General features: G+C 51.6%; 23 protein-coding genes. 18 read left to right on the top strand and 5 right to left on the bottom strand.

All coding sequences use genetic code 11. The annotated features are described in order from the left end of the window. Positions 1-6 precede the first annotated feature (6 nt). Positions 7-1,083, bottom strand: coding sequence for a YheC/YheD family endospore coat-associated protein (locus N685_RS0102135; RefSeq protein WP_031405468.1), 1,077 nt, complete (start codon positions 1,081-1,083; stop codon positions 7-9). Between the two features lie 126 nt (positions 1,084-1,209). On the opposite strand from N685_RS0102135, the gene N685_RS0102130 reads away from it, so the two are divergent. The 4 genes from N685_RS0102130 to N685_RS0102115 all read left to right on the top strand — a co-directional run bounded on the left by N685_RS0102130 (position 1,210) and on the right by N685_RS0102115 (position 5,437). Further along, the gene (locus N685_RS0102130; RefSeq protein WP_031405466.1) at positions 1,210-2,343 is read left to right on the top strand and encodes a DUF445 domain-containing protein; all 1,134 of its coding nucleotides are present in this window, start codon (positions 1,210-1,212) and stop codon (positions 2,341-2,343) included. Positions 2,344-2,405: 62 nt separating this feature from the next. After that, positions 2,406-2,765: a YlbF family regulator gene (locus N685_RS0102125; RefSeq protein WP_031405464.1), complete on the top strand. Its 360-nt coding sequence runs from the start codon at positions 2,406-2,408 to the stop codon at positions 2,763-2,765. Between the two features lie 130 nt (positions 2,766-2,895). Beyond that, positions 2,896-3,759 (top strand): Cof-type HAD-IIB family hydrolase, encoded by an 864-nt coding sequence (locus N685_RS0102120; RefSeq protein WP_031405462.1) that lies wholly within the window; start codon positions 2,896-2,898, stop codon positions 3,757-3,759. A gap of 172 nt (positions 3,760-3,931) precedes the next feature. Further along, the gene (locus N685_RS0102115) at positions 3,932-5,437 is read left to right on the top strand and encodes a coproporphyrinogen III oxidase (RefSeq protein ID WP_031405461.1); all 1,506 of its coding nucleotides are present in this window, start codon (positions 3,932-3,934) and stop codon (positions 5,435-5,437) included. A 37-nt stretch (positions 5,438-5,474) separates the two neighbouring features. On the opposite strand, the gene N685_RS0102110 is transcribed toward N685_RS0102115, so the two are convergent. After that, entirely contained in the window at positions 5,475-5,660 is a 186-nt protein-coding gene (locus N685_RS0102110) for a YhzD family protein (RefSeq protein ID WP_015374028.1), read from the bottom strand. A gap of 148 nt (positions 5,661-5,808) precedes the next feature. Between N685_RS0102110 and N685_RS0102105 the strand changes: the two genes are divergently transcribed. The 8 genes from N685_RS0102105 (at position 5,809) to N685_RS0102065 (ending at position 12,342) form a co-directional block, all read left to right on the top strand. Next, positions 5,809-6,708, top strand: a complete 900-nt coding sequence (locus N685_RS0102105; protein WP_031405455.1) for an ABC transporter ATP-binding protein — start codon at positions 5,809-5,811, stop codon at positions 6,706-6,708. Beyond that, the gene (locus N685_RS0102100; RefSeq protein ID WP_031405453.1) at positions 6,701-7,930 is read left to right on the top strand and encodes an ABC transporter permease; all 1,230 of its coding nucleotides are present in this window, start codon (positions 6,701-6,703) and stop codon (positions 7,928-7,930) included. Before N685_RS0102105 ends, N685_RS0102100 begins: the two co-directional genes overlap by 8 nt. Before the next feature lie 118 nt (positions 7,931-8,048). Then, entirely contained in the window at positions 8,049-9,026 is a 978-nt protein-coding gene (yhaM, locus tag N685_RS0102095) for a 3'-5' exoribonuclease YhaM (RefSeq protein WP_031405451.1), read from the top strand. Between the two features lie 23 nt (positions 9,027-9,049). Continuing rightward, positions 9,050-9,178, top strand: coding sequence for a hypothetical protein (locus N685_RS0102090; protein WP_031405449.1), 129 nt, complete (start codon positions 9,050-9,052; stop codon positions 9,176-9,178). Between the two features lie 106 nt (positions 9,179-9,284). Next, on the top strand, positions 9,285-9,473 hold the full coding sequence (locus N685_RS0102085; protein WP_031405446.1) for a sporulation YhaL family protein: 189 nt from the start codon (positions 9,285-9,287) through the stop codon (positions 9,471-9,473). A gap of 127 nt (positions 9,474-9,600) precedes the next feature. Further along, positions 9,601-10,683 carry a 3-phosphoserine/phosphohydroxythreonine transaminase gene (gene serC / locus N685_RS0102080; RefSeq protein WP_031405444.1) on the top strand — a complete coding sequence of 361 codons (1,083 nt, stop codon included), beginning with the start codon at positions 9,601-9,603 and terminating at the stop codon, positions 10,681-10,683. A gap of 90 nt (positions 10,684-10,773) precedes the next feature. Further along, positions 10,774-11,298 (top strand): tryptophan transporter, encoded by a 525-nt coding sequence (locus tag N685_RS0102075; RefSeq protein ID WP_031405443.1) that lies wholly within the window; start codon positions 10,774-10,776, stop codon positions 11,296-11,298. A 438-nt stretch (positions 11,299-11,736) separates the two neighbouring features. After that, on the top strand, positions 11,737-12,342 hold the full coding sequence (locus N685_RS0102065; protein ID WP_011230156.1) for an HTH-type transcriptional regulator Hpr: 606 nt from the start codon (positions 11,737-11,739) through the stop codon (positions 12,340-12,342). Here N685_RS0102065 and N685_RS0102060 read toward each other — a convergent pair. Further along, positions 12,335-12,676 carry a YhaI family protein gene (locus tag N685_RS0102060; RefSeq protein WP_031405438.1) on the bottom strand — a complete coding sequence of 114 codons (342 nt, stop codon included), beginning with the start codon at positions 12,674-12,676 and terminating at the stop codon, positions 12,335-12,337. The two genes, N685_RS0102065 and N685_RS0102060, sit on opposite strands and share 8 nt — an antisense overlap. A gap of 190 nt (positions 12,677-12,866) precedes the next feature. Between N685_RS0102060 and N685_RS0102055 the strand changes: the two genes are divergently transcribed. Next, positions 12,867-13,046 carry a hypothetical protein gene (locus tag N685_RS0102055; protein WP_031405435.1) on the top strand — a complete coding sequence of 60 codons (180 nt, stop codon included), beginning with the start codon at positions 12,867-12,869 and terminating at the stop codon, positions 13,044-13,046. A 107-nt stretch (positions 13,047-13,153) separates the two neighbouring features. Here the strand turns inward: N685_RS0102055 and N685_RS18750 are convergent, their stop codons facing one another. Then, on the bottom strand, positions 13,154-13,243 hold the full coding sequence (locus tag N685_RS18750; RefSeq protein WP_021322511.1) for a YjcZ family sporulation protein: 90 nt from the start codon (positions 13,241-13,243) through the stop codon (positions 13,154-13,156). A 245-nt stretch (positions 13,244-13,488) separates the two neighbouring features. Between N685_RS18750 and N685_RS0102045 the strand changes: the two genes are divergently transcribed. After that, a complete protein-coding gene (locus tag N685_RS0102045) occupies positions 13,489-14,334 on the top strand; it encodes a peptidylprolyl isomerase (protein WP_031405434.1) in 846 nt (281 codons plus the stop codon). Between the two features lie 66 nt (positions 14,335-14,400). On the opposite strand, the gene N685_RS0102040 is transcribed toward N685_RS0102045, so the two are convergent. Further along, positions 14,401-14,823, bottom strand: a complete 423-nt coding sequence (locus N685_RS0102040; RefSeq protein ID WP_031405432.1) for an HIT family protein — start codon at positions 14,821-14,823, stop codon at positions 14,401-14,403. Between the two features lie 466 nt (positions 14,824-15,289). On the opposite strand from N685_RS0102040, the gene N685_RS0102030 reads away from it, so the two are divergent. The 4 genes from N685_RS0102030 (at position 15,290) to hemE (ending at position 20,025) form a co-directional block, all read left to right on the top strand. Beyond that, positions 15,290-16,027, top strand: coding sequence for an ABC transporter ATP-binding protein (locus tag N685_RS0102030; protein ID WP_031405429.1), 738 nt, complete (start codon positions 15,290-15,292; stop codon positions 16,025-16,027). Next, positions 16,024-17,238 (top strand): ABC transporter permease, encoded by a 1,215-nt coding sequence (locus N685_RS0102025; protein WP_031405427.1) that lies wholly within the window; start codon positions 16,024-16,026, stop codon positions 17,236-17,238. The genes N685_RS0102030 and N685_RS0102025 overlap by 4 nt, the downstream gene beginning before the upstream one ends. 144 nt (positions 17,239-17,382) lie before the next feature. After that, positions 17,383-18,783, top strand: coding sequence for a hypothetical protein (locus N685_RS0102020; RefSeq protein ID WP_031405425.1), 1,401 nt, complete (start codon positions 17,383-17,385; stop codon positions 18,781-18,783). 204 nt (positions 18,784-18,987) lie between these two features. Further along, positions 18,988-20,025, top strand: a complete 1,038-nt coding sequence (gene hemE, locus N685_RS0102015) for a uroporphyrinogen decarboxylase (protein ID WP_031405423.1) — start codon at positions 18,988-18,990, stop codon at positions 20,023-20,025. Positions 20,026-20,034 lie beyond the last annotated feature (9 nt).

Raw genomic sequence — 20,034 nt, 5'->3', positions numbered from 1 at the left:
AACGGTTCACTCCTTTTCTTCCATCAATGTCAAACTATAGTCGATGATCGCCTTCGCCGACGGGCGGACTGATTGGTAGGAAGCGGTCATATCCGTCTGTTTCGACGGCTTCGTATTCACCTCGATGATCCACGGCTGGCCATGGATGTCAATGGCAAGATCAACACCAAACTCTCCATACAGTCCTTCCGCTTCCGAGGCGAGAACGGCGGCGGATTCCAGTGCGATTTCTTTCAAAAGCTGTTTTTGCTGGAACGCGTCAGCTCTCGGATACCACGTTCGCAAGACATCATTAACCGCCATCAGTTCTCCGCCGCGGGCAAGGTTAGCGACAAACTGGTCGGGCGGCGCTACGCGGGCGACGGCGGAAGTGACGCGCCAATCATTGTGGCGGACGCGATGACAAAGCAGGCGAAAATCGACCGGTCGGCCGTCGAGGGTGCGAAGCTCAAGCCCTTGTTGGATGATCATCGGCGTTCGGATTTGTTGCCGCAAAGCGGAGACGAAAGCGTCTAGCGAACGATATACGGCCATTGAAGCAGAAGTGGAATGGCGAAGACAAATTCCGTCGTCCGAATGTTGGAGGCAGAAAATCCCTCGCCCTTGGCTGCCATAGATCGGCTTGAGAAAGACGGATGGGAAAGCGTCAAGAAACGCCTCAAGCGTATTTGGACCGCTCCAGAGCGCCGTTTTCGGCAAGTACGGGTGCAAGTACTCGTGCCGCTCAAAATGGCAATGTACTTCCCATTTATGCAAAAAGCGATGGTTGAACATTACTCCGTTTTCCTCAGCCAGTCGCGCGAGCAGCTCAGCAAACAAAGGGGAGCGTTCGAACTTGCGCGAGTGAAGGCGATTGTAAACAACATCGGCTGGAGGCACGTCTCCTTTGTCCCATCCGCTTCCGGTCCACTGATAGCCGACTCCCTCTAAGTAAAGCGGCGGCGAAGACACGTAAAAAAAGAGACCACGCTTTCTAGCATATTCTGCCAATTCCTCACAAAAATGATGGATGGATCCAAAGGCAGCCCGTTCCCTTGTTTCATGGATTTCCGTCAGCACGGCCATCGTTCGTTGTTTGCTCATCGCAGTCCCTCATTTGCGCATTCGTCAGGCAAGATCTATAATGAACAATTAGGCAAACGTTTATATCGCCATCGTATGATGACGCACGCCGTTTGGTGACAGCGGCGGAGACGGAAGGAGAAGAGGATGGAAACATTCGTTTATTTGCTGTTTATGGTGGCGGTCGGGGCGCTCATCGGCGGGGTGACGAACTTTATCGCCATCGTGATGCTGTTTCGCCCATATGAGCCGATGTACGTGTTTGGAAAACGATTGCCGTTTACGCCGGGATTGATTCCAAAGCGGCGGCGGGAGCTTGCCGAACAGCTCGGGAAAACGGTCGTTGAGCATTTGGTGACGCCGGAAGGATTGCGGCGCAAACTCATGGATCCATCCTTTACGGCGCATATGGCCGATTGGGGAGAGGAGCGGCTTCGGCAGTGGCTGGCGCGTCGTGAAACGCTGGTCGAGTTGCTTGAACGCTTTGGTGTCCGCTCTCCGGCTGAGCGGTTGGAGGCATTGGCGGCTGCGCAAGCCGAGCGGGTGTATGAGCGGTGGAGCGAAACGTGGCGTTTGCGGCCGATCCGCGATGTATTGCCGGCGGAGTTGAAACAAACGATGGAAGTGCGCATCGAGAGTTTGGCTGGCTATTTGGCTGACCGGGCGTTGGACTATTTTCGGACAGAGGAAGGAAAACGACAGCTTTCCGGCATGATTCAGCGCTTTTTCCAAGAGCGCGGGATGGTTGGAAATATGTTGCAAATGTTGCTTGGCAATGTCAATTTCGTCGACAAAGTGCAGGCGGAGCTCGATAAAGTTTTACGCCATGCTGCCACAAGAGAGGCGCTCTCCCGCCTCCTTTGGACGGAGTGGAACAAATGGTTAGACTGTCCGCTCGCCACCGTGGAAGAGATGATCGGTCGCCGGCGCATCGATGAGGCGGTGCGGTCCGCTGTCCGCCGCTTGGTGCAAAGCGGCGGATGGCTGAACCGTCCGCTTGCCGAACTGCTCGCCCCATACGAACAGCCCTTGTTTGGTCGTCTCATCCCGCAGGCGGCGGAAGCAGTCAGCCGCCTGCTTAGCGGCAAGATTGAGGCAATCGTGGCGCAGCTTGAGCTTGAAGATATCGTCCGTGAACAAGTAGAGTCATTTTCGTTGCGACGGTTGGAAGCGATCATTTTATCGATCGCCCGCCGTGAACTAAAGATGATTACGTATTTGGGCGCCTTGCTTGGCGGACTGATCGGCGCTGTCCAAGGGCTCATCAGCTTATGGCTGTAATATCTCCGCCGGGTGGTGCATACGTTAGAACGTGAATGATATTTGTATAGGAGGCACTTTTTATGTCTGAAACCCTTCATGCGCTCGCTAGGCAGCTCGAGCAGGCGATTCGGGCAAGCGAGCCGTTTCAGCAGCTGAAACGGGCGTACGAGGACGTCCGACGGGATGAAACCGCTTATCGGATGTTCGCTGATGTCCGCGACATCCAGCTCCGGCTCCATGAAAAACAGATGCGCGGAGCGGCCATTTCGCCGGATGAAATCGATCAGGCGCAAAAGGCGATGGCGCTCGCCCAGCAACATGAGAAACTCGCCCGCCTGATGGCGCTTGAGCAGCGGATGAGCATGACCATCGCCGAGGTTCAGCAAATCGCCATGAAGCCGCTTGAGGAGTTGCACCGTTCATTCATGGAAAGAAGATAGGAAAAACACCCGGTCGGGTGTTCTTTTTTTGTCTGTCTCATCATAGTCATGAAAATGATAAGGAATGCAAAGCCGCCAGCAAGCTTGCGGCGGCAAGAGAGGTTGAGACGGACAAAAGGGGGAGACAGCCGTGTATAAGCTGTTGGCGCTCAACATTGACGGAACGATTTTAAAAAACAACGGCCGCCTGCCGCGCGAAACGAAAGAGGCGGTCGACTACGTCAAGAAAAAAGGCGTTTATGTTACGTTAATCACGGGCCGCAATTTACTTTCCGCCCGCAAAGTGGCGAAAGCACTGCGGCTTGATGGAATGCTCATTGCATTCCAAGGAGCGATGATTGCCCGAACGCTTGATGATCGGCTGTTTGACGCCGCGATTCCTGAAGAAAGAACGTTTAACATTGTGCAAATTTTGGAGAACTTCAACTGCAACATCCGTCTCATGCATGAGCGGTATTCGCTCGGCAATCGGAAGAAAGTGAAAAAAAACCTTGTTGTGCAGACGGTTCTCTCCTCAAGCGATCCGTTTTTCTATCCGACCCAATTTGTCGACTCGCTTGGCGACGTGTTGATGGACGAACCGATTGCCGTTCCGAAAATAGATGTGTATTTTGCCAGCGATGCCGAACGGGATGAAGCCGCGGTCCTGCTGGGCAAAGCGATTCCCGGCATTGATATGATTATGCAGTCAAACGGAAAAATGGAAGTTGTCCCCCAAGGAGTGTCCAAACTTGCTGGATTGCGCCGGCTTGCTCAACATATCGGCGTATCGTTGAAAGAAACGGTGGTGATTGGCGATGGGCTTGATGACTTGCCGGCGATTGAAGCGGCTGGGCTTGGCGTTGCCATGGGCAATGCGCCGCTCGAGGTAAAGCGGGCGGCCGATTGGGTGACGCGTTCGAATGAACAGCTCGGCGTTGCTTATATGGTAAAAGAGCATTTTCGCAAACAACAGCGAATCGAGTTTTTGCAAAAACTAAAAACAAAACGGTGAGCCGTCGATGGGAGTTGACTGTTTCAAAATGAGGCCGGGAGCGAATGCCCGGCTTTTTTATTTGGTTGGTGGGGCTGGAGGCATTTCCGTAAAGTCGACGAAAGGTGCATTCTTCCGCTTGACGAAGGAAACAGCCGTTCAGTACACTGAAAGAAGTTTGAAAGAAAAGGTGATGAACGTGCGGATCGAAATTCAAGGACTGCCGCATCCGGAACGATTTCAGCGCCCGCTCGAAGTGATGACTGAGCTGTTTTTCGAAGCGCCGGAGCTGTCGTTGGAGCCGCTTCCCGAGGCTGATATGGCCGCTATGTTTTCCGTTAAAGAAAACGGGTGCATCGCTGTTTTTGGGACGCTTCTCGACAAGACGTCCGGGCGCGTCGAAGAGGCGAGCCATGAACGAAGCGCGCCGGCGGGCGCTGACGGGAAAATGTACGAAAAGCAGCTGAAAAACGCCGTTTTGCATGTCTATTTGACGCTGTTGGAGCGATTTACCGGCCTCATTCAGCCGTGGGGCGTGCTGACCGGCGTCCGTCCGGTCAAGCTGCTTCATCAGCTTTTGCGCTCAGGCCTTTCGAAAGAAGAGGCGCACCGGAAGCTGGCTGAAGAGTATTTAGTGACAAACGAAAAAATCGAATTAATGCAAGCGATCGTGGATCGTCAGCTCGCGGTCGTTCCGGATTTATACGATTTGGCCCATGAAGTGAGCATCTATATCGGCATTCCATTTTGCCCAACGAAATGCGCCTATTGCACATTTCCGGCGTACGCCATCAACGGCCGCCAAGGGTCGGTTGACGCCTTTTTGGCTGGCCTCCATTATGAAATGGAGGCAGTCGGCCGCTTTTTGCGCGAGCGCGGCATCCGCATCACAACGATTTACTACGGCGGCGGGACGCCGACGAGCATTACGGCCGACGAGATGGATCGGCTGTACGCCCATATGTATGACGTCTTTCCAGATGTCGATCGCGTCCGCGAAATCACGGTCGAAGCCGGGCGTCCGGATACGATTACACCAGAGAAACTTGACGTGTTGAAAAAATGGCGGATCGACCGCATCAGCATCAACCCGCAGTCCTACATTCAGGAAACATTAAAAGCGATCGGCCGCCATCATACGGTCGAAGAGACGATCAACAAGTTTCATTTAGCAAGGCAAATGGGGATGAACAACATTAATATGGATTTAATCATTGGACTGCCCGGCGAGGGGCTGGCGGAATTTACGCATACGCTCGCCGAGACGGAGCGGCTCATGCCGGAATCGCTCACCATCCATACGCTGTCGTTTAAGCGGGCGTCGGAAATGACAAAGAACAAACAAAAGTACAAAGTCGCCAGCCGCGAGGAAGTGCAGGCGATGATGAAGGCGGCCCAAGAATGGACAAAGGAACACGGTTATGTCCCTTACTATTTGTATCGACAAAAAAACATTCTCGGCAACCTTGAAAACGTCGGCTACGCGCTGCCAGGGCAAGAGAGCATATACAACATTATGATCATGGAAGAGCAGCAGTCGATCATCGGCCTTGGCTGCGGGGCGTCAAGCAAATTCGTTGATCCGAAAACGCGGAAAATCACTCGCCAGGCGAACCCGAAAGAGCCGAAAGTGTACAATGAGCATTTCGCTGAATATACGGAAGAAAAAATCAATATGTTAAAGGAAATATTTGGTTGAATGGCAACACCCCGGGAACAACCCCGGGGTGTTTGGATTAGCGGTGAAATAAAATGAGCTTGCCGCTGGCATTGACGCAGCGGTGTGTTTTGTCCCAACAGCCGCGCTCGCGCAGCTTTTGTTCACCAATTTTTTTCGCTTCTTCATCATTGGCCGCTTCAAACGTTTCATCGAGCAATTTTTCCCCGTCGCGTTCAAAAGCGGTTAACGTATATGTCGGCATGTGATCCTCTCCTTTCGCTGAATCATCATTCATTTCTCTTTCATTAGAGATCGGATCGGCAAATTCCTGCCTCTGTCTGAAACTTTTTTTGAGACTGCACGTTTTAATAGTGTGAGTGGAAAATTTGTTTTACTTTGGGGGAATGTGGATGAGTTTAGAGATCATTGAGGTGACGAAACGGTTTGGTCAGGCGACGGCCGTCGACCATTTGACGTTGACGGTTCCAGAAGGGGAGATGTTCGGATTGCTCGGGGCGAACGGTGCGGGCAAAACGACGACCTTTCGCATGATTTTAGGCCTTCTGCTCCCGACGGAAGGGGTGATCCGTTGGCAAGGCGAACCGATTGATTACTCAAAAAGCCATCTGATCGGCTATTTGCCGGAAGAGCGCGGGTTGTACCCGAAGCTGAAAGTGCAAGAGCAGCTTTTGTATTTAGGACGGTTGCGTGGAATGAAGAAGACGGATATTCTTCCGGAAATCGACCGCTGGCTTGAGCGCTTCCATATCCGCGATTATGCCAACAAGCGAGTGGAGGAGCTTTCGAAAGGCAACCAACAAAAAATCCAATTTATCGCTGCTGTGCTTCATCGACCGAAGCTGTTAATCTTGGATGAGCCATTCAGCGGCCTTGATCCAGTGAACGTTGAGCTGTTGAAAGAAGCGGTGCTCGATTTAAAACGGAACGGCACGACCATTGTCTTCTCGAGTCATCGCATGGAACATGTGGAAGAGTTGTGCGAGCATGTCTGCATTTTGCGCCGCGGCCGCGCGGTGGTGGCTGGAGCGCTCCGTGAACTGAAACGTTCGTTTGGCAAACAAATCCTTGTCATTCAAGGAGATGGGCCGTTTGAAGAATTGGCGCGGTTTCCTGGCATTTTGCAGTGGAAGCGGACGGCGGAAGGGGTGCGGCTGCAAATTGCCAATGAGGAGACGGCACAAGCGATACTCGGCCATATAGCAGGAAAAGTCGCGGTTCGCCTGTTTGCCTTGGAGGAACCGTCTCTGAATGATATCTTTATTGAAAAAGTAGGTGCGGCGTATGAATAAGTTTTTCCTTGTGTTGGGGCATACGTATGGAACGAAGCTGAGGGCGAAAGCATTTCTTGTGACCACCGCCATCACTTGCCTGTTGATCATCGGGCTGGCCAATATTCAGTCGATCATCGAGTTTTTCAGCGGTGATGAAATGACTCATGTCGCGGTCATTGATCGCACGGGATCGTTGTATGGTCCGCTTGAGAAGCAGGTAAGCCATGACCAAATTGCGTTGACGAAAATTACTGATATGGAAAACGAAGCGAAAGAAGCCGTCAAAGAAGGCAAATGGGACGGATTGCTCGTCTTGTCCATGGATGCGGAAGGATTGCCGGAAGCGGTGTATTATGCCAATACGATTGTGGACAATCAGACACCGGAGGAGCTGGAACGAGCGCTGAGCCAGTTGAAAACGGCGCTTTCAGCCGCTAAGCTCGGCCTGACGGATGAACAAATGGCTGAGCTTTACAAACCAGTTCCGTTCCAGAAGGTGGCATTGGAAAAAAACGCGAAGACGGAAGAGGAGTTGAATCAAGCACGCGCTCTTGTTTATGTCCTTCTTTTCGCGATGTATATGTTTGTTTTGATGTATGGAGGAATGATCGCGACGGAGGTGGCGACGGAAAAATCGTCGCGTGTGATGGAAATTTTAGTTTCGAGTGTTTCCCCGGTTCAACAGTTGTTTGGCAAAATCATCGGCGTTGCTTTGGTCAGCTTGACGCAATTCTTCGTTTTTTTTGCCGTCGCTTTCGCCGCGTTGAAAACGAGTGGGCGGGAAGTGTGGCGTTTTCTCGGATTTGACCACGTGCCGGCATCGCTATTTGTGTACGCACTCGTTTTTTTCTTGCTCGGTTACCTCTTGTACGCGGTGTTATTTGCCGTGCTCGGTTCGCTCGTCAGCCGGGTTGAAGATGTGCAGCCGGCGATTACGCCGGTCATGATGTTGGTTGTCGCTGCGTTTATGATCGCGATGTTTGGCTTGAATGTGCCAGAGTCGGCGTTTGTGACCGGCGCCTCGTTTGTCCCCTTTTTCGCTCCGATGCTCATGTTTTTGCGCATCGGCCTCGTTTCCGTGCCGGGATGGGAAGTGGCGCTCAGCCTCGCGCTTTTAGCGGCGACGATTGCCTTGCTGATCTACTTTGGCGCCAAAGTGTATCGAGGCGGCGTGCTGATGTATGGACGAATGAACATTTTTAAGGATATGAGACAGGCTGTTCAGTTAACAAAAAAATGAACAGCATGGCAGGACGCTTGGACCAATGTTTCCTTGCCGTTTCGGCAAGGCTTTCTTTTTGCCCTCTACCCGTTATGATATACTAGAAGGTACGTACGGAGAAACGGAGGAGAACGAAGTGGCAAAAGGGATCATTCACTATGAAGTCGGGGAACAAGTTGACTTGTTTCTTCTCATTAAATCGGCGACGAAAGGCATTGCCAGCAACGGCAAGCCGTTTTTAACTTTGATTTTGCAAGATAAAAGCGGCGACATTGAAGCAAAGTTATGGGACGTCTCTCCGGACGATGAGCAGCGCTATGTGCCGGAGTGCATTGTCAAAGTGGCAGGGGATATTCATAACTACCGGGGAAAACTGCAGCTGCGCATCCGTTCGATCCGTCCCGCTCATTCAGGCGATGCTGTGCGCGTCGATGACTTTTTGGAGACGGCTCCGATTAGCCGTGAGGAAATGAAGGCGAAAGTGATGGAATACATATTTGCCATGGAAAATCCAAACATTCAGCGCATTACCCGTCATTTGTTAAAAAAATATGAAAAGGAGTTTTTTGAGTACCCAGCGGCGACGAAAAACCATCATGAATTCATCTCCGGACTAGCGTACCATGTTGTGTCGATGCTTGAACTCGCCAAGGCGCTCGTTCGCCTGTATCCTTCGCTCAATAAAGATTTGCTTTATGCCGGCGTCATTTTGCATGACCTTGGCAAAGTAATCGAGTTGTCCGGCCCGGTATCGGCGGCGTATACGCTTGAAGGAAATTTGCTCGGACACATTTCGATCATGGTGAGCGAGATCAGCAAGGCAGCGGAGCAGCTCGGCATCCAAGGTGAAGAAGTCGTCATTTTGCAGCATCTTGTGCTCGCGCATCACGGCAAGGCGGAGTGGGGCAGCCCGAAGCCGCCGCTCGTCAAAGAAGCTGAGGTGCTTCATTACATTGACAATTTGGATGCGAAAATTACGATGATCGACCGCGCGCTCGAGAAGGTGAAGCCGGGCGAGTTTACGGAACGCGTTTTTGCCCTTGACAACCGCTCGTTTTACAAACCAGCGTTTTTGTCTGTTTCAAAGCCAAAAAACGCGGGTAGTAAAGAGTAGGGGCGGAAAAGGAGGGATGGATCATGATCGAACCGGTCATTGAAATCGTCCCGAAGACCCAATACGAACAGGCGAAAGAAGAGTTGAGAGAGTTGCGCCGTCAATGGAAGAAGGCGAAGGTGGAAAAGAAGCCAAAACGAAACGATGCATAAGCGTTGTCCCTGAGAAAGAGGCGGCATTCCCGCCTCTTTCTCCATGCATACTGCCCCCTTTTTGCGCGTATAGTGTACTAAGACAAGCATACAAGGGGGAATGGCGATGCTCAGTTTGCCTTGGTGGGTGTATTTGGTCGTTGCCGGCATTATTTTCAGCGGCTATATGACCGTAAAAACGGCGGCGCGCGAGCGGGAAATTGACGAGGCGTTCATTGAAAAAGAAGGCGAAGTTTACATGGAACGCATCCGCCAGGAACGGGAACGGCGGAAACAGGCCAAGTCCTTGCAATAGCAGGGGCTTTCTTTTTTGGAAGATTTCGTTTGAAAGCGCTTTTTTCGAAAAATTCCCTTTCTTTTTTTTCGAATCGTGTTAGGATAATAATATCATGGACTACCAGGAGGCAAAGTGAGGGATGACGATGAAACGCGCATACAACTTCAACGCCGGCCCGTCAGCGCTGCCGCTTCCGGTGCTTGAGCGGGCGCAAAAAGAGCTGCTTAATTTTCAAAACACCGGCATGTCGGTCATGGAATTAAGCCATCGGAGCAAAGAATACGAGGCTGTGCACAATGCGGCGAAAGAGCGGCTCAAGCGGCTTCTCAACGTGCCGGACGGCTATGACATTTTATTTTTGCAAGGCGGGGCGAGCTTGCAGTTTTCGATGGTGCCGATGAACCTCCTGACGGAAGGGAAAATCGGCTGTTATGTGCTGACGGGGGCGTGGTCGGAAAAAGCGCTGAAGGAAGCGCAAAAAATCGGTTTGACAACGGTCGTCGCTTCGAGCAAAGAAGCGAACTACACATACATTCCGTCGCTTGACGACGTCCAATGGCCGAAAAACGCCGCCTACGTCCATATCACGTCAAACAACACGATCTTCGGCACCCAATGGCAGGCGTTCCCGAACACACCGGTTGACTTGGTCGCGGATATGTCGAGCGATATTTTAAGCCGCCCGTTTGACGTCAGCCAGTTTGCCCTCATTTACGCCGGGGCGCAAAAAAACCTCGGCCCATCAGGAGTCACGGTCGTCATTCTCCGCAATGACTTGCTTGAACGCATCCCGGACGGGCTGCCGACGATGCTCGATTACCGGACGCACCAGAAGAGCAATTCGCTTTACAACACGCCGCCGACGTTTGCGATTTACATGCTGTCGCTCGTGCTCGAATGGGTCGAAGAGCAAGGCGGTGTGGCGGCGATGGAAGAGCGCAACCGGCAAAAGGCGGCCGTGCTGTATGAGGCGATTGATGAAAGCGGCGGCTTTTACAAACCGCACGCCGAAAAGGGAAGCCGTTCGCTTATGAACGTCACCTTTACGCTTCCCAATGCGGAGCTGACGAAAACGTTCCTCACCGAGGCGAAAGAACGTGGGTTTGTCGGGCTTGGCGGGCACCGATCGATCGGCGGTTGCCGGGCGTCGATTTACAACGCGGTGCCGCTTGAGGCGTGCGAAGCGCTTGCGTCATTTATGAACGAGTTCCGCCGCCGTTTTGCCTGAAAATTTCTTCTTCACTTTTACACTGCAAAGTGATATAATGATAAAAAAATTCTTGAGCATATAGATGAGGAGAGAAGAGGAGAGATGAGCATGAATGTGAGAGCATTAGTATCGATGGCGCTGTTAGTCGGAATCGGAGCCGTGTTGCATGCGGTTATTCCGGGATTGTTTTTCGGAATGAAGCCGGATATGATGCTGGCGATGATGTTTTTGGCGATTTTGCTTTTTCCAAACGTCAAAGCGGTCGGCCTTGTCGGTGTCGTCACCGGTTTGATCTCAGCCATGACGACGACGTTTCCGGGTGGGCAGCTGCCGAATATGATCGATAAAATCATCACCGCCCTTGTTGTGTTTGCCTTAGCGGCTTTGATGAAAACATATAGCCAAACGGTCATCGGGGCCGCGGTGTTGGCAGCCGTCGGCACAGCGATTTCCGGCGCAGTGTTTTTGGCAGCAGCGCTCTTGTTTGTCGGGTTGCCAGGCGGAGCGACGTTTTCGGCGCTGTTTGTCACCATCGTGCTGCCGACAGCGGCGTTGAACGCAGTGGCGATGGCCATCATCTATCCGATCGCATCATCGATTTTCCGACGGATGAACGTTACAGCGCACGTGTAGACGGCGAAAAACCCGATCATTGCTGGTCGGGTTTTTTGCTATCAAAGAGAGGGGATAAGAAAAAAATTCCTCGCATTCCATTCATTTCTGATATATTAGACATAGCTGAGAAGCCAAGCGGTGAGCAAGCAAATGGACGCTATTCCAATATAGCGCAAAGTCCGTTCTTTCAGCAATGCTTTCGGTGGGTACGCCCGCGCTTTCCATAAGGTAACAAATGCGTTTATAAAAAGACAGAAAAATAAGAATCCGAAGACGATAAGCAGCCATTGTATATACACCATGGCATTCTCCTCCTGTATGCGCCAAGCGCCTTATGTTTACTACTATGAATATGCAAAAAAAATCATAAAAATAAATACTTTTGTCTTTATTCCTTTTTGTTTTATTGATATAATGGAGAGTAAAAAATACGGTGAGGGAAGAGTGGGTGGAACAATGAAAGCGACAGAACAGCATTATTCCATCAAAGAGGCGATGTTATTCAGCCAACGAATTGCCCAGTTGAGCAAAGCGTTATGGAAATCGATTGAAAAAGATTGGCAACGGTGGATCAAGCCGTTTGACTTGAACATTAACGAACATCACATTTTATGGATCGCCTATCATTTCAAGGGAGCCTCGATTTCGGAAATCGCCAAGTTTGGCGTGATGCACGTATCGACGGCGTTCAACTTCTCAAAAAAATTAGAAGAAAAAGGATTGCTTTCGTTTTCCAAAAAACAGGATGACAAGCGCAATACGTACATTGAGTTGACGGAAAAAGGCGAAGAAGTGTTGATGAAGCTGATGGAGACGTATGACCCGACGAAAAATGCCGTTTTCAATGGGGCGTTGCCGTTGCGCGAGTTGTACGGGAAGTTTCCAGAAATTTTAGAAATGATGTGCATCGTCCGCAACATTTATGGCGATGATTTCATGGAAATTTTCGAGCGGGCGTTTGAAAACATTAAAGAAGATTTTATCGAGCAGGACGGCAAACTTGTCAAGCGAAAGCCGAAAACGGAAGAGCATGAGAAAGAATTGGCCAGCCAGGCTAACTGATGGTGCGAATGAGCGTTTTCAGCTCGGTCATCAGCGGGACAAACATTTGTTGGGCCAAAAGAGCGTCAATTGTCTGTTCCAGCGGAAGGTTCGGATGAAGCATTCCAGCAAACTGCACGAGCAGGGGAGTGAAAATCGTCAACCCTTCCGCTTTTTGCTGTTCGTATTGGTCGGCAAGCTCTTGGCAAAACGCCAGGAGGGCGTCGACTTCTTCTTTGGTCAAATCAGCGCGGATGATAAGGGAATAAAATGGTTTTTTCGTTTCGTCGATCATTTCCATCAACAGGGACTGGTGAAATTCCAGTTTGGCCACTCGCTTTTCCAACGATTCCATATATCGTTCTCCTTTTGGTGACGAAAATGTGACCGTTTTTACGTATATTTTACCGAATTTGTGCGCATTCACCAATAGAAAAATCGGTTTGGGTCCGGAAAACGAAAAATGATTGATTTCCAGACGTGAACGATGTAAAGTTAAAGCCATGGGCGGCGTTTGGCGAAGATCGAAGAGGAGGGGAACAGCTTTGGTGTTTTATTTCATCCTCCTGGCGGTTACGGTCTTATTTTTTATCAACCAGCTCACACACTCACTTTGCGCGCAGCGTGACATCCCCGAAGAGCAGCAGCCGGCGGTTTTTCGCACGATCAATGTCCTTATTACGATTTTATTAATCTCTTCTTACTTTGAAGTGTTGTTTACATGATGTTTTTGGTGGGTGCGGCGGTGCTGGCGCAGAAAGCTCCAATGCCGTTTTCTTTAAGGAAGGCGGCAAAAAGGGTGCTCCCTTTTTGAGGGAGCACCCGCTTTCGTTTAGTAAATGACGCAGGCGCAGCCGACGATGATCAACAAAATGAACAGCACAACAATCAACGCAAAGCCTCCGGAGTAAGGTGCGCTCATTGTAACACCCCCTTTCGGCAAGAAGAAGCCTGTCGAGCGCTTCATCCTCATCATATGTATGGCAAGCGTGCATGTTATGGGCGGATGACTAAAACGGAAAGAGGTTTTTTTTTCTCTGGAAATATGGTATAGTTATTGTCGTGGTTGAAGAGGCGAACATGTTGTTCCGTGGGCGCCATTCGATCTGCGCCGCTTGAAAGCGCGGGAATGTTCAATCGAAAAAAGATGTAGGAGTTGTGAAACGAATGAAAAAATGGATGATGGCCGCTGCCGTCGTTTCGCTCATGGTTTTGTCGGCCTGCAATAACGACGGTTCCGAAGTGATTGTGGAAACGAAAAACGGCAATATTACGAAAGACGAATTTTACAATGAGATGAAAGAGCGCGTCGGCAAGTCCGTCCTTCGTGATTTGATCGACGAAAAAGTGTTGAGCAAAAAATACAAGGTAACCGATGAAGAGATCGACCGCGAAATCGAACGGATCAAGGAAGCGTATGGAACGCAATATGATTTGGCCGTGCAGCAGAACGGAGAAAAAATGATCCGCGAAATGGTCAAGCTCGATTTGCTGCGGACGAAAGCGGCTGTTGAAGACATAAAAGTGACGGAGAAAGAACTGAAGGAGTATTATGACAACTACAAGCCGAAAATTCGCGCCAGCCATATTTTGGTCAAAGATGAAAAAACAGCAAAAGAAGTAAAGGCGAAGCTTGATAAAGGCGAGGATTTCGCCAAGTTGGCTAAAGAATATTCCCAAGATCCGGGCTCGGCGTCCAACGGCGGCGATTTAGGCTGGTTTGGCCCTGGGAAAATGGTCAAGGAGTTTGAAGAAGCCGCCTATAAGCTGAAAGTCGGCGAAGTGAGCGATCCGGTGAAAACGGATTACGGCTACCATATTATTAAAGTGACGGACAAAGAAAAGAAAAAATCGTTCAACGAAATGAAAGACGAAATTGCATTTGAAGTCAAACGGAACAAGCTTGATCCTGCGACGATGCAGTCAAAAGTGGACAAACTGGTGAAAGGCGCCGGTGTTGAGATCAAAGACAAAGATTTGCAAGATGTGATCGGGGAGCAAGGAAAACAGTAAAAACGGAAGCGGGACATCCCTGCTTCCGTTTTTTATTTGTGGGTTTGTCCTTCCTGCTGTTGGAGATCACCCGAGCCGTTCGCGGATTGTGGCAGCGATCGCCTGCAGGTCAGCGGTCGTATAGTCGCTCGCATGCGACTTCCAGACTGCGCCAAACCCATCCCCTTTGCCGTAGCGAGGAATGAGGTGAAGATGGCAATGGAACACCGTCTGCCCCGCTTGCTCGCCGTTGTTGTTCAATAAGTTGAGCCCGACCGGAGAAAATGCTCGCTTGAGCGCATTGGCGATCATCGGCACTACGCGAAACAGTTGGCCGGCCGCTTCCGGTGTGAGGGTGAAAATGTTTTCCGTATGTACTTTCGGGATGACAAGCGTATGCCCTTTTGTCACTTGGCTGATGTCCAAAAATGCGAGCACATGGTCGTCTTCGTACACTTTCGCCGCGGGCAATTCGCTGTTAATGATTTTGCAAAAAATGCAATCGCTCACTGTGGTCACCCTTTCCTTCCCGTTTTCTCCATTTTACCATAAAAAAACCGGGATGTAATCCCGCAACGCAGGATCCATCCCGGTTGGTGAAAAGGGGAGAGGATGACTCAAGCAAATGTGCGTTTGATGAACACCCCATTTGCAGCAAAAGTCGTTTCGGCGTGAGCGCTTCCTTTGTTCAACGTGACCATCCCCTTTGGAAAGGCTCGTTGCTTCCCAGCAACGAATGTGATGGTCGCTCCCTAGGAACGTTTACAACGTTTTGCGGCTCACAACGGTGTCTTTGACGAACACCCCATTTCAGATGGATCGTCCATCGACTTTTTGATCCCTCATCCCCTCTTCGCTATTTATCATGCCCGGCTTGAGTGAGTTTATGCAAAAGAACGGCGTGATCTTTTTTTGGTAAGCGAGGCTATGGTTTGGTACAATGGGGATAAACGCCCAAACGGAAAGGGAGCAGACGATGACGCTTTTGCAGGTGAAGGATCTATCCGGAGGCTACACGGCGCAAAACGTGCTTGAAGACGTGACGTTTGCGGTCGATCGCGGCGAAATGGTCGCCTTGATCGGCCTAAATGGAGCAGGCAAAAGCACGACGATCAAACATATTATCGGTTTGATGGAACCGCGCCGCGGCACGATTTCCATCAACGGCCATCGGCTTGCGGACGGACCGGAAACGTATCGGAGGCAGTTTGCTTATATCCCGGAAACACCGGTGTTGTATGAAGAATTGACGCTTGAGGAACATTTGCGTCTAGCGGCGATGGCGTACGGATTAAGCGAAGCGGAGTATGAACGCCGCCTTCCGCCGTTGCTTCGTGAGTTTCGCTTGGAGCGGCGGCTTTCCTCGTTTCCGGCTCATTTTTCGAAAGGAATGAAGCAAAAAGTCATGATTGTATGCGCCTTTTTGCTTGAACCGCCGCTTTATATCATCGATGAGCCGTTTCTCGGCCTCGATCCGCTTGCCATTCACGCCCTGCTTGAGCGAATGAATGAACAGAAAGCGAAGGGAGCGGGCATTTTGTTGTCGACGCACATTTTGGCGACGGCAGAGCGCTATTGCGATTCGTTTGTGATTTTGCACAACGGCCGTGTCAGGGCAAAAGGAACGCTCGATGACCTTCGCCGCCAGTTCGGGCTGCGGGGGGCGTCGCTTGATGAACTGTATATTGCTTTGACAAGGGATGATGCGTCATGATTGACGCACGCCGCCTTTGGCAACAGCGTTTCCAAGCGGAATGGCGAAAACGGATTCGCTACTTGCGCTATATGTTCAATGACCATTTGCTCGTCGGCTCGCTCGTCGTGCTTGGTGGTCTAGCGGTCATGTACGAGCGCTGGGCGGCCGGGCTTCCCCACTCGTTTCCGTATCCGGCTATTGCCGCTGTTGTGTTCGGTTGGGCGGAGGCCGCTGGGTCGGTGCGCACGTTGTTCCGCGAGGCGGATACGGTGTTTTTATTGCCGATGGAAGAACGGCTGGGGCCGTATATTCAGCGGGCGTTTTTCGTCTCATGGTTATGGCAGGCGTACGGCCTTTCTTTGCTTTTGTTGTTGGCTGGTCCACTGCATGCTCGCTTTTCCCCGGTGTCATGGCCGCTTTTTTTGCTTGGTCTATTCTGCTTCAAAGGATGGAGCTTATGGGTCGCTTGGAAAGGGAGCTATATTGCTGATCCGTCTTTTCATCGCTTTAGCGCATTCGCGCGCTTCAGCTTAGCGGCGGTGTTCGTTTATTTGGCGCTGGCAGCGGCGCCATGGCCGTTGTTTGTCGTTGTCGTCGGGCTCATGGCGGCTCTTTCCATCTATTTGTCACGGCTGGTGAGAGGGAAAACGTGGAAATGGGAACGGATCATCGCCGAAGAACAGCGAGCGGCAACGGCGTTTTATCGGCTGGCCAACTTGTTTACCGACGTTTCGGAATGGCGGGAGGCGGCGAAGCGTCGGCGCTGGCTCGATCCGCTGCTCGCTTTGATTCCGTACGACAAGCGGCATGTGTTTTTTCATTTGTATGCCCGCACGTTTTTGCGCGTGGGTGGGTATATTGGCCTGTATGTCCGCCTCACCGCGCTCGGAAGCGTTCTGCTCACTGTAGTTGATCACGAATACGGGCGGGCGGCGATCGCCTTTCTGTTTCTTTATGCGACCGCTGTTCAACTGGCCGCGCTGCCTTCCCATCATCGCTATTCGCTATGGCCGCAGCTGTACCCGTTGCCGCAGGAGCAATCCGATGCTGCGGCCGTTCGGTTGCTCTCCATTCTGCTGATTGGGCAGAACACGGTATTCCATCTCGTGCTGTTGGCTGTTTCCCCAGGTCTTCTTTGGCTCGCCACTTGGTTTGGCGGAAACATATGGGGGCTTTGGTCGGCAGGGCGGTACGTGCGCTTGCGGCATGGGCAGAAGGCCGGACGCTAGCGACGATTTCGCCTGCTTTTTTCTTTTGGCGTGAGACGATGCGAGCTTTCACACCTTTTTTCCCGCTTCATATGCTGTAGTACGCCGGCCTGGGCGCATGTCCGTAGGGTCGGACTCGAAGTTGGGAAGAAAGGGGAATGGTTCATGGGTGTAGAGCTTGTAGCGCTGCACTGGATTTACTTGCTGTTCATTGTGCTCATTATTGGGTTTATGGTCGCCCGCAAAGATACATCACTCATTTGCATTGTCGGCATCTTTTTGTTGGCGGCGGTTGCTACCCATTCGTTGAGCGCAGCGGTGAGCGGAGTGTTTAACAGCTTTATTTACGCCATTACGGAGCTATTGCCGACGATTTTAGTCATCTCCATTATTGTGGCGATGAGCAAAGTGTTGTCGGCCACCGGCATCAATGATGTCATGGTTTCGCCGTTTGTCCGTTTCATTCGTACGCCAGCTTGGGCGTATTGGACGATCGGAATTTTGATGATGATCATTTCTTGGTTTTTCTGGCCGTCCCCAGCTGTTGCTCTCATGGGGGCAGTTCTGTTGCCGGCAACGGTCCGCGTCGGTCTGCCGGCGTTGGGAGCGGCGATGGCGATGAACTTGTTCGGGCATGGCATCGCGCTTTCCGGCGATTTTATCATCCAAGGGGCGCCGAAATTAACGGCCGATGCCGCCGGGCTGCCGGTCGGCGATGTCATCGCTGCCAGCGTGCCGCTTGTTTTTGTAATGGGGGCCGTCACAACGGTCACCGCGTTTTACTTGCTGCGTCGTGACATGAAGCGAGGGCGACTTGCAAGCGGAGAGGCGGAAATGGCTGCAACGGTCGATTCGACGCTGGAGAAAACAGGCCATTTACTGACGGGGCAAACGAAAAAATGGCTCGCGCTGTTGATTCCGATTTTGTTCGCCTTTGATGTCATCGCGATGTTTTATTTGCGATTGCAAGGCGGGGAAGCGACCGCCTTGGTCGGTGGGACGGCGATTTTCATTTTGATTCTCATCTCTGTTCTCGCCCATCGGCAAGAAAGTTTTGCGGAAGTGACCAATTACTTTATTGAAGGGTTTCAGTTCGGGTTTAAAGTGTTCGGACCTGTTATTCCGATCGCCGCGTTTTTCTATCTTGGCGATGCGGGATTTGTGAAAATCATCGGCGACTATTTGCCGCAGGCATCGCAAGGCATCGTCAACGATTTAGGGGTTGCCTTGGCTCATGCGGTGCCGCTGAACAATGAGGTGGGGGCGGTTACACTCACGATCGTCGGGGCCATTACTGGTCTTGACGGTTCCGGATTTTCCGGCATCTCGCTCGCCGGTTCGGTTGCTCATTTGTTTTCTGTAGCGATTGGCGGCGGAGCGGCGACGTTGACGGCGCTCGGCCAAATCGCTGCCATTTGGGTTGGCGGCGGCACACTCGTTCCGTGGGCGCTTATTCCAGCGGCAGCGATCTGCGGGGTTGACCCGTTTGAGCTGGCGCGCCGCAACCTCATCCCTGTTGCTGTCGGTTTGGTGGTTACGACCGTTGTCGCCATGTTTCTCATCTGAACAGAAAGCTGTCCCGTGCGGCCGGGGCAGCTTTTTTGCTATAATGGGCATGAGCTGAAAAATCGGTCGATTTTTTGACAGTTCGCCTTCTTCTCTATACATTGGCGACGGAAAGCTGTATAGTGAAAAGGAGATAGGCAATGTTTGAAGGCAAGAAAAGGCGAAATCGTTGACGGGATTGTGAGGATAGAAAGGCGGATGGAGATGGCAAGACAGATCAACGATACATTTTTGCGCGCCTGCCGCGGCGAACAAACGCCGTACGTGCCGGTTTGGTATATGCGGCAAGCCGGACGGTCGCAGCCGGAGTATCGGGCGCTGAAAGAAAAATATTCGCTGTTTGACATTACGCATCAACCGGAGCTTTGCGCGTACGTCACGAGACTTCCAGTTGAGCAATATGGCGTCGATGCCGCCATTTTATATAAAGACATTATGACGCCGCTGCCGGCCATTGGCGTGGACGTTGAGATTCAGGGCGGCGTCGGGCCGGTGATCGCGAATCCAATTCGCTCGCTTCAAGATGTCGAGCGGCTTGGGGAGATTGATCCAGAACATGATGTGCCGTATGTGTTTGAAACGATTCGTCTCCTTGTCAATGAACAGTTGGATGTGCCGCTCATCGGGTTTGCCGGGGCGCCGTTTACGTTGGCGAGCTACATGATTGAAGGCGGTCCATCGAAAAATTATCATAAGACGAAAGCGTTCATGTATGCTGAACCGAAAGCGTGGTTCGCTTTAATGGACAAGCTCGCTGAGATGACCATCCGTTATGTGCGGGCGCAAATTCGGGCAGGGGCAAGCGCCGTGCAAATTTTTGATTCTTGGGTTGGCGCCGTCAATGCTGACGATTATCGGACGTTTATCAAGCCGGCGATGGTGCGCATTTTTGCCGCTTTGCGGGAAGAAGGGGCTCCGCTCATTATGTTTGGCGTCGGCGCCGGTCACTTGGTGCATGAGTGGAACGATTTGCCGCTTGATGTCATCGGCCTTGACTGGCGGCTGTCGATTCGCGAAGCGCGCCGTCAAGGCATTGCGAAAGCGATTCAAGGCAACTTGGATCCGGCGGTGCTTCTTGCGCCGTGGGACGTGATCGAAGAACGGGTGAAGCGCATTTTGGATGAAGGGATGGAACGGCCGGGCTACATCTTCAACTTAGGCCACGGCATTTTTCCGGATGTTCAGCCGGCGACGCTGAAGCGTCTGACCGCTTTTATCCATGAATATACGTCAATGAACTAAATGAGGGGG

This window comes from Geobacillus vulcani PSS1 (assembly GCF_000733845.1).
Taxonomy (GTDB): Bacteria; Bacillota; Bacilli; order Bacillales; family Anoxybacillaceae; genus Geobacillus; species Geobacillus vulcani.
Note: the sequence above shows the minus strand (reverse complement) of the source record. Positions and strands in the feature narration are given on the sequence as shown.